The sequence below is a fragment of the Streptomyces sp. NPDC001709 genome, from assembly GCF_053596375.1.
The window spans coordinates 174,841-188,019 of sequence record NZ_JBSFGB010000009.1; the positions used below are offsets into that span (position 1 = coordinate 174,841).

At 69.7% G+C, this 13,179-nt stretch carries 15 protein-coding genes; 3 read left to right on the forward strand and 12 right to left on the reverse strand.

Annotated features, from left to right (window positions below; all coding sequences use genetic code 11):
- Window positions 1-19: 19 nt before the first annotated feature.
- From ACWC0C_RS16715 to ACWC0C_RS16740, 6 genes are all read right to left on the reverse strand, one after another.
- Window positions 20-505: an Lrp/AsnC family transcriptional regulator gene (locus ACWC0C_RS16715; RefSeq protein WP_449195471.1), complete on the reverse strand. Its 486-nt coding sequence runs from the start codon at window positions 503-505 to the stop codon at window positions 20-22.
- A gap of 36 nt (window positions 506-541) precedes the next feature.
- Complete coding sequence (locus tag ACWC0C_RS16720; protein ID WP_450864625.1) at window positions 542-742, reverse strand: hypothetical protein; 201 nt, start codon at window positions 740-742, stop codon at window positions 542-544.
- 81 nt (window positions 743-823) lie between these two features.
- Entirely contained in the window at window positions 824-1,774 is a 951-nt protein-coding gene (locus ACWC0C_RS16725) for a cytochrome c oxidase assembly protein (RefSeq protein ID WP_450864626.1), read from the reverse strand.
- A gap of 103 nt (window positions 1,775-1,877) precedes the next feature.
- Window positions 1,878-2,903, reverse strand: a complete 1,026-nt coding sequence (locus ACWC0C_RS16730; protein WP_450864627.1) for a 6-phosphofructokinase — start codon at window positions 2,901-2,903, stop codon at window positions 1,878-1,880.
- A gap of 200 nt (window positions 2,904-3,103) precedes the next feature.
- A complete protein-coding gene (locus tag ACWC0C_RS16735; RefSeq protein WP_449195475.1) occupies window positions 3,104-3,832 on the reverse strand; it encodes a type 1 glutamine amidotransferase in 729 nt (242 codons plus the stop codon).
- Between the two features lie 21 nt (window positions 3,833-3,853).
- Window positions 3,854-5,092, reverse strand: a complete 1,239-nt coding sequence (locus ACWC0C_RS16740) for a MurT ligase domain-containing protein (protein ID WP_449195476.1) — start codon at window positions 5,090-5,092, stop codon at window positions 3,854-3,856.
- Between the two features lie 151 nt (window positions 5,093-5,243).
- Here ACWC0C_RS16740 and def point away from each other — a divergent pair, with 151 nt between their 5' ends.
- Window positions 5,244-5,798 carry a peptide deformylase gene (gene def, locus ACWC0C_RS16745; RefSeq protein WP_450864628.1) on the forward strand — a complete coding sequence of 185 codons (555 nt, stop codon included), beginning with the start codon at window positions 5,244-5,246 and terminating at the stop codon, window positions 5,796-5,798.
- A gap of 23 nt (window positions 5,799-5,821) precedes the next feature.
- Here the strand turns inward: def and ACWC0C_RS16750 are convergent, their stop codons facing one another.
- Window positions 5,822-6,466 (reverse strand): TetR family transcriptional regulator, encoded by a 645-nt coding sequence (locus ACWC0C_RS16750; protein ID WP_449195478.1) that lies wholly within the window; start codon window positions 6,464-6,466, stop codon window positions 5,822-5,824.
- Window positions 6,467-6,636: 170 nt separating this feature from the next.
- Here ACWC0C_RS16750 and ACWC0C_RS16755 point away from each other — a divergent pair, with 170 nt between their 5' ends.
- Window positions 6,637-7,866: an acyl-CoA dehydrogenase family protein gene (locus ACWC0C_RS16755; RefSeq protein ID WP_450864629.1), complete on the forward strand. Its 1,230-nt coding sequence runs from the start codon at window positions 6,637-6,639 to the stop codon at window positions 7,864-7,866.
- Here ACWC0C_RS16755 and ACWC0C_RS16760 read toward each other — a convergent pair.
- Genes ACWC0C_RS16760 through ACWC0C_RS16770 form a run of 3 tightly spaced genes read right to left on the reverse strand, consistent with a single transcriptional unit; the run spans window position 7,863 to window position 10,678 of the window.
- Window positions 7,863-8,384 (reverse strand): cupin domain-containing protein, encoded by a 522-nt coding sequence (locus tag ACWC0C_RS16760; protein WP_449195480.1) that lies wholly within the window; start codon window positions 8,382-8,384, stop codon window positions 7,863-7,865. The two genes, ACWC0C_RS16755 and ACWC0C_RS16760, sit on opposite strands and share 4 nt — an antisense overlap.
- Before the next feature lie 7 nt (window positions 8,385-8,391).
- Window positions 8,392-9,606 (reverse strand): cytochrome P450, encoded by a 1,215-nt coding sequence (locus ACWC0C_RS16765; RefSeq protein ID WP_449195481.1) that lies wholly within the window; start codon window positions 9,604-9,606, stop codon window positions 8,392-8,394.
- 25 nt (window positions 9,607-9,631) lie between these two features.
- Complete coding sequence (locus tag ACWC0C_RS16770) at window positions 9,632-10,678, reverse strand: type III polyketide synthase (RefSeq protein WP_449195482.1); 1,047 nt, start codon at window positions 10,676-10,678, stop codon at window positions 9,632-9,634.
- A gap of 182 nt (window positions 10,679-10,860) precedes the next feature.
- Here ACWC0C_RS16770 and ACWC0C_RS16775 point away from each other — a divergent pair, with 182 nt between their 5' ends.
- The gene (locus ACWC0C_RS16775) at window positions 10,861-11,517 is read left to right on the forward strand and encodes a thiaminase II/PqqC family protein (protein WP_450864630.1); all 657 of its coding nucleotides are present in this window, start codon (window positions 10,861-10,863) and stop codon (window positions 11,515-11,517) included.
- Here ACWC0C_RS16775 and ACWC0C_RS16780 read toward each other — a convergent pair.
- The gene (locus tag ACWC0C_RS16780; protein WP_449195484.1) at window positions 11,514-11,747 is read right to left on the reverse strand and encodes a DUF6213 family protein; all 234 of its coding nucleotides are present in this window, start codon (window positions 11,745-11,747) and stop codon (window positions 11,514-11,516) included. The two genes, ACWC0C_RS16775 and ACWC0C_RS16780, sit on opposite strands and share 4 nt — an antisense overlap.
- Window positions 11,748-11,772: 25 nt before the next feature.
- The gene (locus ACWC0C_RS16785) at window positions 11,773-13,158 is read right to left on the reverse strand and encodes an NADP-dependent succinic semialdehyde dehydrogenase (RefSeq protein ID WP_450864631.1); all 1,386 of its coding nucleotides are present in this window, start codon (window positions 13,156-13,158) and stop codon (window positions 11,773-11,775) included.
- Between the last annotated feature and the right edge of the window lie 21 nt (window positions 13,159-13,179).

Consider the following 13,179-nt stretch of genomic DNA (forward strand, 5'->3'; position numbering starts at 1 on the left):
TTCCTGCGCATACTCCGGCTCATTCCGGCGCAGCGTGGGTCGCGCCGGCCTCCGGGCTGTCCGGGAGGAGGTGGGACAGCACCATCACGCTGATCGTCTTGCGGATGAACGGCTCGACGCGGATCCGCTCCAGCACCTCCTCGAAGTGCTCCACGTCCCGCGCCCGCACATGCAGCAGCGCGTCGGCGCCGCCGGTCACCGTCATGGCCGCCGTGATCTCCGGATGGTTGCGGACGACCTCGGCGAGCCGCCGGGGCGGGGCCGCGCCCTCGCAGTACACCTCGACGTACGCCTCGGTGCGCCAGCCGAGCGCCGCGGGCTTCACCGTCGCCGTGAACCCGGTGATCACCCCGGTCTCCCGCAGCCGGTCCACGCGCCGCTTCACCGCCGTCGCGGACAGCCCGATACCCGCGCCGATCTCGGCGAAGCTGGTCCGGGCGTTCGCCATCAGCGCGGTGATGATCTTGCGGTCGAGGTCGTCGAACGAGGTCGTCCTGCTGTTCATGCGGGCACTGTAGTCAGCCCCGCCGGGCAGCGGACCTCACGACTGGGTGACGACCATGGCGAGCGTCAGCAGCCCCAGTACCACCCATCCGAACCACAGCCAGCCGTTGCCGCCGAGCGCGACCGTATAGGCGGTCACGACGACGAGCCCGCCGACCGTGAGAGCCCCCATCGCCTTGGTGGAGCCGTTCGTCGAGCCGTTCGTCGAGCCGTTCGTACCGTTCGTGGAACGGGGCATCGCGACACCCTCCTCATGGTCCGTCCATGACCATGGTGCCCCGAGAGCCGCCCGGACGGGATGGCTCCGCCCAGGTCTGTCCTAGCTCTCGCGTGCGTTCAGCGAGGCGAGATAGGCGTTGTACGCCTCCAGCTCCTTGTCGCCGTCCCGGTCGGCGGCCCGGTCCTTGCGCCTGGCCTGGCGCTGCTCGGAGCCGTACCACTGGAACAGCAGCGCGATCAGCACCAGCACCGACGGGATCTCGCTGAACGCCCAGGCGATGCCGCCGGCCGCGTTCTGGTCGGACAGCGCGTCGATGCCGAGCGAGGCCGGCGGATGCTCGAAGGTGCTCACCATCGGCGACGACGCCATCATCAGCGCGATGCCGAAGAACGCGTGGAACGGCATGCCCGCGAACAGCTCCAGCATCCGCATCAGATGCCCCGGCCGGTGCGGGCCCGGGTCGATGCCGATGATCGGCCAGAAGAACACCACGCCGACCGCGAGGAAGTGCACCATCATCGCGATGTGCCCGGCCCTCGAGCCCATCAGGAAGTCGAACAGCGGGCTGAAGTACAGCGCGTACAGGCTCGCGATGAACAGCGGGATCGTGAACGCCGGGTGGGTGATGATCCGCATGTACCGGCTGTGCAGCAGCGCCAGCAGCAGCTCGCGCGGTCCCGTGCGGCCCTTGCCGGCGGCCGGCAGCGCGCGCAGCGCCAGCGTGACCGGAGCGCCGAGCAGGATCAGGATCGGCGACAGCATGCTGATGACCATGTGCTGCACCATGTGCACGCTGAACATGATCATGCCGTAGTCGTTCAGCTTGGTGCACATCACCAGGGCGACGGTCAGCACACCGACGACGTACGACACCGTACGGCCGACGGGCCATGCGTCCCCGCGCCGCCGCAGCCGTACGACACCCCAGCCGTACAGGGCGAGCCCGGCCAGGCAGGCCACGAGGAAGAAGGGATCCGCCGACCACTGGAGCCCCCGTCCCAGCGTGAACGGCGGCAGATCCATCATCATGCCGTGCCCGCTGTGATCCATCCGGCGGCTCCTGTTTCGTGGGGGTTGTGCGAGTTGTCCGCCCCCAAGAGTAGAACCGCCCCCGGTCACGGCCGTGACCGGGGGCAGGTTGTTCCCGGGTGAACTACAGGACGCACTCCGCCTCGTCGTACCGCTCCACCGGAACGGTCTTCAGCGTCTCCACCGCCTCCGCCAGCGACACCATCACGATGTCCGTGCCCCGCAGCGCCGTCATCTTCCCGAACTCACCGCGATGCACGGCCTCCACCGCATGCCACCCGAACCGCGTGGCGAGCACCCGGTCGTAGGCAGTCGGCGTGCCGCCCCGCTGCACATGCCCGAGGATCACCGGCCGCGCCTCCTTGCCGAGCCGCTGCTCCAGCTCGATCGACAGCTGCCGGGCGATCCCGGCGAAGCGCTCGTGGCCGTAGATGTCCTTGCCGCCCTCGTCGAAGTCCATGGAGCCGGCCTTGGGCTTGGCCCCCTCCGCCGCGACCACGATCGCGAACCGCTTGCCCGCCTCGAAGCGCTCGCCGACCCTCGCCGTCAACTCCTCGATGTCGAAGGGCCGTTCGGGCACGACAATGGCGTGGGCGCCGGCCGCCATGCCGGAGTGCAGCGCGATCCAGCCGGTGTGCCGGCCCATGACCTCCACGATCAGCACGCGCTGGTGCGACTCGGCGGTGGTCTTCAGCCGGTCCAGCGCCTCCGTCGCCACGGTGACGGCGGTGTCGAAGCCGAAGGTGACGTCCGTGACCGCGATGTCGTTGTCGATGGTCTTGGGCACGCCCACGATCGGCAGCCCGTTGTCCGACAGCAGCCGGGCGGCCTTCAGCGTGCCCTCACCGCCGATCGGGATGATCGCGTCCAGACCGAGTTCCGCGACATGGCCCCTGGCCCGCTCCACACCGTCCCGCAGATGCTCCGGGCGGACCCGGGAGGAGCCGAGGATGGTGCCGCCGCGTGCCAGGATGCCGCCCACGGCATCGAGGTCGAGCTTGAGATAGTCGCACTCCAGGAGGCCCTTCCAGCCGTCCCGGAAACCGATGACCTCGTCGCCGTGGTCGGCGACGGCACGGTGCACGACGGACCGGATGACGGCGTTCAGGCCGGGGCAGTCGCCGCCGGACGTGAGGACACCAATGCGCATAGCCCGAAATACCTTCTCAACGTGGGCCGGGAAACCGGACCACGTTGTCCGGCGGATTCCCGGCCACCCTACCGGCGAGAGGGGGTGGCTCCGTAGCGGGCGTCCGCCTGATGGACGCGCCCGCACATGTGAGCGGACGGCCCGTCAGGCGGGCTCACCAGGACGCTGCCGCAGCACGCCGGACCATCGCCTCAGGCACCCTAGGCAGGCTGCTGAGCTGCGGCGATGCGCTCGTCGCGAAGTGCCTCGTACCAGCGGTCGTCGACCGGCGGCAGCGCGTTGACGTCGAGCGCCAGCTTCAGCAGCAGGTCGGCGATCTGCGGGTTGCGGGCGAGGACCGGACCGTGCATGTACGTACCGAAGACGGTGCCGTTGTACGCGCCCTCCGTGCCGTCCCCGGTGCCGTTGCCCTTGCCGATCTTCACCTGGGCGAACGGGCGGGCCGTCGGACCGAGGTGGGTGACGCCCTGGTGGTTCTCGAAGCCGGTCAGCTGGGGCAGGCCGAGCTGCGGGTCGATGTCGGCGAGCACGTCACCGACGCACCGCTCGCCCTCGCCGCGCACCGAGACCACATCGATCAGGCCGAGGCCGGGCTCGCGCTGGCCGAGGTCGTTGATGAACTCGTGGCCGAGGATCTGGTAGCCGGCGCAGACGGAGAACACGATCGCGCCGTTCTGCACCGCCCGCTGCAGATGTCCGTCCCGGCGCAGCCGCTCGGCCGCGAGCCGCTGCGGACGGTCCTCGCCGCCGCCGATCAGATAGATGTCGCCGGAGGTCGGGATCGGCTGGTCGCTGCGCACGTCGAGCCGGGCCACGTCCAGGCCGCGCTGCCGGGCCCGGCGCTCCACGACGAGGGCGTTGCCCTGGTCACCGTAGGTGCTCAGCAGGTCCGGGTAGATCCACACCAGCCGCAGTTGGTTGTCGCTCATGAGGTGATCGCCCTTCGAAGATCAGTTGCCGACGCGGCGGCGCAGGTCCTGGAACGCGGTGTAGTTCGCGATGACCTCGATCCGGCCCGGCGGGCACATCTGTACGGCCTGGTCGAGGTTCTCGCAGACCTGGAAGTGCTGGTTCGCGACCTCCAGACGGACGGCGAGGTCCAGCTTCCGGTCGCCGATCACGAAGATCGGGTGGCCGGTCAGCCGGGTGTAGTCGACGTCCCACAGCCAGGAGGTGTCGGTACCGTCGGCGCCGCGCGCGTTCACGGAAAGGATCACTGGGGCGGGCGGCGGGTCGATCAGGGAGAACGTCTCCAGCCAGCCGGCCGGGTTCTTGGCCAGCAGCAACCGCAGATCACGGTTCTGGAACTGCACGACGTCGTACCGTCCGGCCACGGCCTGCACCTGGTACATCCGCTCCAGGGCGACCTGCGGCGGCACCCCGAAGACGGCCGCGACGGCGGCCGAGGAGGCGGCGTTCGCCTTGTTCGCACGGCCCGGGAGCTGCAGATGAATGGGCCAGGCCGACCCGTGCGGGTCCAGCACGTGGTCCCCGGACAGCGCCCAGGTCGGCTGGGGCCGGCGGAAGCCGCACTCGCCGCAGTACCAGTCGTCGCCGGGGCGCTGCATCACGCCACCGCAGGACGGGCAGGACCAGGCGTCGTCCTTCCACATCTGCCCGGCCGCGACCCAGATCACATTCGGGGAGGAGGAGGCGGCCCACACCACCAGCGGGTCGTCGCAGTTGGCGACGACGACGGACTTGGAGCCCGCCAGACCCTCGCGCCAGTTCTCGGCGAGCATCCGGGTCTCGGCGGCGCGGTCGAGCTGGTCACGGGAGAGGTTGAGCAGGGCGATGCACTTGGGGTCCGTGTCCCGGGCCACTCCCGCCAGGTACTTCTCGTCGACCTCGATGACGCCGAACTTCGCGTCCGAGCCGCCCGCGAGCGCGGAGGTGATACCGGCCGGCATGTTGGCGCCGAGCGCGTTCGACACCACCGGGCCCGCGGCGCGCAGTGCCTCCGCGATGAGCCGGGTGGTCGTGGTCTTGCCGTTGGTCGCCGACACCAGGACGACGTCCAGGTTCTGCGCGAGCCGGGCGAGCAGGTCGGGGTCGAGTTTCAGCGCGACCCGGCCACCGATCACCGACCCGCTGCCGCGCCCAGCGGCACGAGATGCCGCAGCGACCGCCTTGCCGGCGGTCACGGCCAGCTTGGCCCGCGGCGTGAGCGGGTCCGAGTTGCCTGCCATCAGTTCTCGATCCTCCTTGCGTACGCGCCGCGCCTGGGGCCATCCGGCAACGTGGTGTGGTCCTCAGCCTATCGAGATCCATTCGCACACCCGAATCCCGGCCCACGCCTGTGCGGCGGGCATCAGCTGAAGGAACCGTACCCTTGCCGCTATGCGACACGGCACGATCCCGGGCGCCCACGGGCGAGTCCGGCCCCTTTCCCTGCTCGGAGACACCGCTCTGCACGAGCCCTGCGCGGAGGTCACCGACTTCGGCCCCGAAGTGGCAGACCTCGTGGAGGACTTGTTCGCGACCATGTACGCGGCGCAGGGGGTGGGGCTGGCGGCGAATCAGATCGGGGTGCCGCTGCGTGTTTTCGTCTATGACTGTCCGGATGACGACGATGTGCGGCATCTCGGACATGTGGTGAACCCCCGCCTGATGGAGGCGGACGGCGTGGTCATCCGCGGCCCGGAGGGCTGCCTGTCCCTGCCGGGGCTGGAGGCGGGGACGGAGCGCTACGACCATGCGGTGATCGAGGGTGTGACGATGGTGGGGGAGCCGGTCACCGTGCACGGCACGGGATTCTTCGCGAGGTGCTTGCAGCACGAGTACGACCACCTGGAGGGCCGGGTCTACGCGGACCACCTCACGGGGTGGCGCAAGCGCAGACTGGCCGGCCAGGTCAAGCGGGCTTCCTGGCGCCGGGCGACCGGTCCCGCCTGAGGGGGCCGAGCGGAAACCGGCCGTCAGAACCCCGGACCGCCCATTCTGTCCCCCGCGGCCGCGAGACGGCCCCACAGCAGGTCTGCCAGAGACCGCACCAACTCGGCGCGGGAGCAAGGACGTTCGCCCAGCCACCAGTCCCCGGCCGCATGCATCATCCCGACGATCCCATGCCCCCACACCCGCGCGAGCTGCTGACTGCCCGGTCCGAGATCCACCCGCTCCTCGATGACCTGAGCCAGCTCCTCGCCCATCCGCCGAAGCAGCGGAGCCGAGTGCTTGCCGACGTCGAAACCCTGGTCGGCGCCCGCGCTGCCCTCCGCCGGATGCATCAGGAACCGGTACACCTGGGGCCGTGCCTCGATCGCGGCGAGATACGTGTCCAGTGTCGACTCGACCCGCTCCCGCCGATCGGCCGGAGCGTCCAGTGCCGCCCGCAGCGAATCGAGGAGCGCATCCGTGTGCCGCTTGGCCAAAGCGGCGTAAAGGCCGCCCTTGTCGCCGAAGTGGCGGTAGAGGATCGGCTTCGTGATGCCGGCTTCCGCGGCGATCGCGTTCATCGACGCCTGCGGGCCGTCGCGCAGCACCACCCGGTCGGCGGCCTCCAGCAGCTCGCGCCGTCGGCGGTCGGCGGACCGCTGCTGATCGGTCCGCTGTGTGGTGTCCATGTGCTCTCCCCACCCGTGCTGATTCGGTGACGCCTGGGCAAACTAACACTGACTGTGCCCCTGACATCGAACGGGATGCCGGGGCGTCATCGGCGGTTGACTTTTCCTACCCACCGGTAACAGACTCGGGTTACCGCTAGTAACACCGTACCGCCGCCGCTGGAGGGGACATGGCCGAGTTCACCATGGAGCTCAACGACGAACAGAGGGAAGTCCGGGACTGGCTCCATGGCTTCGCCGCCGACGTGATCCGTCCCGCGGCCGCCGAATGGGACGAGCGCGAGGAGACTCCCTGGCCGGTCATCCAGGAGGCCGCGAAGGTCGGCATCTACTCCCTCGATTTCTACGCGCAGCAGTACTTCGACCCCACCGGCCTCGGCATCGCGATGGCCATGGAGGAGCTGTTCTGGGGTGACGCGGGCATCGCCCTGTCCATTGTGGGCACCGGCCTGGCCGCCGTCGGCGTTCTCGCCAACGGAACCGAGGAACAGATCGGCACCTGGATCCCGCAGATGTACGGCGACCAGAACGACGTCAAGGTCGCCGCGTTCTGCTCCTCCGAGCCCGACGCCGGCTCCGACGTCGCCTCCATGCGTACCCGTGCCGTGTACGACGAGGCGAAGGACGAGTGGGTGATCAACGGCACGAAGACCTGGGCGACCAACGGCGGCATCGCGAACGTCCACGTCGTCGTCGCCGCCGTCGACCCGGAGCTGGGCTCCAAGGGGCACGCCTCCTTCATCGTGCCGCCGGGTACGCCGGGCCTGGCCCAGGGCCAGAAGTTCAAGAAGCACGGGATTCGTGCCTCGCACACCGCCGAGGTCATCCTCGACAACGTCCGCGTTCCCGGTTCCTGCCTGCTCGGCGGCAAGGAGAAGCTGGACGAGCGGCTGGCCCGCGCCCGTGAGAAGGCGAAGGCCTCCGCCGGGGACCGGGTGAAGAACGCGGCGATGGCGACGTTCGAGGCCTCGCGGCCGGCGGTCGGTGCGATGGCCGTGGGCACGGCCCGGGCCGCGTACGAGGTCGCCCTCGACTACGCCAAGACCCGCGAGCAGTTCGGGCGGCCGATCATCGACAACCAGGGTGTGGCCTTCCAACTGGCGGACATGCGCACGCAGATCGACGCCGCCCGGCTGCTGGTGTGGCGGGCGTCCTGGATGGCGATCAACGGCAAGCCGTTCACCGCCGCCGAGGGGTCCATGTCGAAGCTGTTCGCCAGCGAGACGGCCAAGCAGGTCACGGCTCAGGCGATCCAGATCCTCGGCGGCAACGGCTACACCAGGGAGTATCCCGTCGAGCGCATGCACCGCGACGCCGCTATCTACACGATCTTCGAGGGAACCAGCGAGATCCAGCGGCTGGTGATCTCCCGCACCCTGTCGGGCATGCCCCTGCGCTAACGATGCTTGAGCGGCGTCAGCTGCTCGATGTCGTACTTGGCCCTCAGCGCCTCGATCGCCTCCTGGTCCGGAGGGCCCCCGCTGCCCAGGATCTCCAGCAGTTCCTCGAAGTAGCGTTCGTGATCCGGCGGCGGACTCGCCTGGAAGAACATCTTCGCGGGCGTGTCCGTCGGGTTCGCGAACGCGTGCGGGCACCCCGGGGGTACGACGATCACCGTGCCCGGGGTGGCCCGGACCACCCTGCTGCCCGAACTCGACTCCCACCTCTGCCAGGTGTCGGGGGTGCGGACGAGCGGCTCGAAGGCGAGTACGTCCAGTTCGCCCTCCAGGACGTAGAACAACTCCTCGCTGCGCGTGTGCACATGGGCGCCCACGTCGAAGCCCGGCGGGACCTCCACCTCGAAGGTGGAGGCCATCCGCGAGTGCGTGCCGGTGACCTTGAACGTCACCCGCTGGGCCGGTGTCTCCACGACACGGCCGTGGCCCGGCGGTACGTACAGTCCCTCGGTCTCCGTCATGGGCCGTTCACCAGGTCACCGGAAGGGCCTCGGGACCCCGGATCAGCGCGCCCTTCTTGAAGGGCACCCGCTCCGGCGGTACGGCCAGACGCAGCCCCGGCACCCGGTCCAGCAGGGCGTCCACCATGAGTTCCTCCTCCAGCCGGGCCAGCATGTTGCCGGGGCAGAAGTGCGGGCCGAAACCGAAGGACACATGGGGGTTCGGGCTGCGGGAGAAGTCGATCGTCTCGGGGTCGGGGAAGACCTCCGGATCGCGGTTGGCGGCCAGGTAGGAGTTGTACACCGCGTCGCCCGCGCGGATCCGCACGCCCCGGATCACCACGTCCTCCAGGGCGATCCGGGACAGGCCGACCGCGCTGCGGTGCGGGATCCAGCGCAGGAGCTCGTCGATCGCCTTCGGGCGGATCTCCGGTTCCGCGCGCAGCCGCTCCACCAGGTCGGGACGGGTCAGCAGCAGATAGAACATCTGCCCGCTGTTGTTGGTGACCGCCTCGCCGCCGATCTGGAGGAGACCGGCCAGTCCGACGGCCTCCTCCAGGGTGACCTCGCCCCGGCCCACCGCGGCGCCGAGCAGCGAGGTGACGTCCTCGGCCGTGCTGTTCTCGCGCAGGGCGATCAGATCGGAGAAGTAGGCGGCCATCTCCCGCTTGGCCTTCTCGCTGACCGCCTTGCCGTTCGAGGAGGACAGGATGAGCTGGGTCCAGGTGTGCATGGTGTGCCGGTCGGCGGCCGGGACGCCCATCATTTCGCAGATCACCGCGATCGGGAACGGGCTCAGGATCGTGGCCGTGAGATCGGCGGGCGGGCCGTCCTGCAGGAGCTCGTCGACCAGCTCGTCCAGCATGGCCCGCGACTTCTCGCGCACCCGCTCCACACCCTTCGCGGTGAACGCGGCCGCCACCGAGCGGCGCAGCCGGGTGTGGTCGGGCGGGTCGAGGAAGCCGACCGCGCCCGGGTCCGGAATGAAGTGCGGGGCCAGCCGGGTGACCGGCTTCTTCATGACCTCCTCCCGGCTGAAGCGCGGGTCGTTGGTCACCATGCGCACGTCGTCCATCCGGGTCACCAGCCAGGCCCAGCCCTCGCCGTTGGGCAGCTGGATGCGGGTGACCGGTCCTTCGCGCATCAGCTCTCTCAGCACCGGGTCGAAGTCCGTCCCGGTCAGGTCGAGCGCCGGCCAGTGCCGGATCGGGGGCAGGGTCTCGGTGAGCGTCTCTTCGGTCATGCGGTACTCAAGCCGTCTCTCGGTCTCAGCTGCGCCAGCGGCCCAGCGCCATTTCCGCGGTGATGCCGGGTCCGAACCCGGCGAGGAGCCCGCGCGCCCGGTGCTCGGCGCCGCCCTCGTCGAACATCCGGCGCAGGGCGTCCAGCACGACGCCGGACGCGATGTTGCCGTACTCGGTGAGGGTGGCCCGGCTGAACCGGAAGGCGTGCGGGTCGACCTGGAGGAACTTGCTCAGGTCGTCGAGGATGCGGGGTCCGCCGGCGTGGACGATGTAGAAGTCCAGGTCGGACGCGTCCCAGCCGTGCATGCCCGCGAGGTCCTGCAGTGCCGGGGCCAGCGGCTCCATGGTGGCGGGCACCCGCTTGTCGAGCAGGAAGTGGAATCCGGTCGCCCGGACGTCGTACATGATCCACTCCTCGGTCTTCGGGATCAGGTACGAGCCGTTGCGTTCCAGCTCGATGCCGGTGCCGCCCTTGCCGCGGACCACGGCGGCGGCTATGCCGTCACCGAACAGGCCGTTGGAGAGCAGCGAGCCGACGCCGAGGTCGGTGGGCTGGTAGCACAGCGAGCAGAACTCGCAGGCCACGATCAGTGCGTTGGCCTCGGGGTAGGCCGTGCAGAAGTCGTGCGCGCGGTTGATCGCCGCTCCACCGGCCGCACAGCCCAGCTGGGCTATGGGGAGTTGCCGGGTCGTGGAGTCGAAGTCCATCTCGTTGATCAGCCACGCCGTGAGCGAGGGCATCATGAAGCCCGTGCACGAGACGTAGATGATCACGTCGATGTCGGTGGTGAGGAGTTCCGCGTCGTCGAGCGCCCGCTGTATGACCGAGGGGACCCGGGCCTTGGCCTCGGCCTCGTAGAGCTTGTTGCGTTCCTCGAAGCCGGGGTGCTCGAGGGTCTCCGCGATGGGCTGCACTATGTGCCTGGTCTTGACGCCCGTGTTCGCGATCAGCCGCAGCGCGAGCGGCAGTTGGGGGTGGTCCGCGTGGCGGGAGCGCGCCAGCTCCAGCGTCTCCTCCATCGTGATCACGTGTTCCGGAACCGATACCGAGGGTCTGCACAAAGTCGCCATGAACCGTGCCTGCTTTCAGCCTTCCGGAAGGCTTGCGCCCACCGGTCAGATGGTCGTTCACCTCAGGAGGTGGTTCACCCACGATCACCCGTCCCGGCGACGATCTCGCGCCGGACTACTCCAGACCGGGGACCCCGTGTCAGGGTCGGAGGAGAAGCCGCACGTCCGCGAGGGAGGACACCATGACGGCCACGGCCGAGGACCTGCTGCAGACGACCACCAGGGCACTCGCCCCGGACCCGGGGGCCAACCCCTTCGTCCCGCTGACGGAAAGCGGCGAGGCGCCCCCTGAGAACCTGGCCCGCCTCGCCCTGGAACAGCAGTGGGTGATCCCCGCCGACCGCCGCGCCTTCCACCACCTGGCCCAGCGCGCCGACCCCGCCCCCGCGGCCTTCTTCACCACGCTCGCCACGGGCGAGGAACTGGCGGCACGGCACCTGACCGCCTTCGCCCGGGCCTGCGGCGTGACCGACGAGCACGCACGGACGTACGTCCCCCTGGCCGGCTGCCAGGCCTACCCCGCCTACGTCTCCTGGCTGGCCCTCAACGCCTCCCCGGCGGACGTCGTCCTGGCCCTCACGGCGAACTTCTCGGCCTGGGGCGGCTACTGCGCCCGCATCGCGACAGCCCTGCGCACCCACTACGGCTTCACGGACGAGTCCTGCGCGTTCTTCGACTTCTTCGCGGAACCCTCCCCCGACCTGGACGAACAGGCGGCGACAGCGGTACAGGCAGCCCTGGACACGGGCACCTTGGACACCAACAACGCACACACCTACGGAAGCCTGCTTCAGACATACGAGGGGATGTTCTGGAGCACGGTCGCGAGGCGGACCTAGGGCGCCCCACTGCTGTGCGCGATACAAGCCACGTCGATACGATCCGCCAGCTTGGCCAGCTCGATGGTCAAAGCCGCGACCGTATCCTCGTCCAACCCCTGCTCCCCGGCCTCGACAAGCCGCAGCCACCGCGCCCCCACGGTCCGCAGCAACTTACTCACATCGGCCGCGGCCACCTGCAAGGACCCACGGTCGTCCACGATCAGAGGCAGAGTCACTTCGCCGTTCACAAACCGGATGCTAGCCGCGCAGCGCTCACGCACCCTGCCAAACCGTGGTGATGTTGCAGAACTCGCGGATTCCGTGCCCGGACAGCTCACGCCCGTACCCGGACCGCTTGACCCCGCCGAACGGGAACGCCGGATGGGAGGCGGTCATCCCGTTGACGTACACGGATCCGGCCTCCAGATCGCGGGCGAACCGCTCCACCTCGCTCTCGTCCCGCGTCCACACATTGGAGCTCAGCCCGAACGGCGAGTCGTTGGCGATGAGCAGCGCCTCGTCCGGGTCGCCGGCCCGGTACATTGTGGCGACCGGCCCGAACGCCTCCTCCCGGTGGATCCGCATCTCCCGGGTGATGCCGGCCAGCACGGTCGGCAGGTAGTACCAGCCCGGCCCGTCCGGCCGACGGCCCCCGCACAGCACCTCGGCGCCGCTGCGCCGCGCGTCGTCGACCAGCTCCTCCAGGTCGCTGCGCCCCTGCTCGCTGGAGAGCGGCCCGACCTCGGTGTCCTCCTCCAGCGGGTCGCCGACCTTGAGCGCCTCCATCCCGGCGACGAACTTCTCGGCGAAGGCGTCGTAGACGTCGGTGTGCACGATGAACCGCTTCGCGGCGATGCAGGACTGCCCGTTGTTCTGCACGCGCGCGGTGACCGCGACCTCGGCCGCCCGGTCCAGGTCGGCGGAGGGCATGACGACGTACGGGTCGCTGCCGCCCAGCTCCAGGACCGTCTTCTTGATCATCTCGCCGCAGGTGGCGGCCACCGCCCGGCCCGCCGGCTCACTGCCGGTGAGCGTCGCCGCCTTCACCCGCTCGTCGCGCAGGATGTCGTCCACCGCGCCCGAGCCGATCAGCAGCGTCTGGAAACAGCCCTCCGTGAAGCCCGCCCGGTGGAACAGATCCTCCAGATACAGGGCCGTCTGGGGGACGTTGGAGGCGTGCTTGAGCAGGCCCACGTTGCCCGCCATCAGTGCGGGCGCGGCGAAGCGGATCACCTGCCAGAGCGGGAAGTTCCACGGCATGACCGCCAGCACGGGGCCGAGCGGCCGGTAGCGCACGCGTACCCGGGAGGCGCCGGAGTCCCGTACGTCCGCCTCGGCGGGCTCCTCGTCGGCCAGCAGTGCCTCCGCGTGCTCGGCGTACCAGCGCATCGCCTTGGCACACTTCGCGGCCTCCGCCCAGGCCTGCTTGATCGGCTTGCCCATCTCCGTGGTCATCACACGGCCGATCTCCCGCCGGTCCTCGTCCAGCAGATCGGCGGCCTTCAGCAGCAGCCGGCCGCGGTCGACGAACGAGGTCGCCCGGTAGGTGCGGAACGTGGCCTCGGCGAGCTGGAGCCGGCGTTCCAGCTCCTCCTCGCCCATGGGCTCGTACGTCTTGAGCGTCTCGCCGTTCGCCGGGTTCACCGTCGCGATGGGCATGGCTGACCTCCCTGGGAGCGG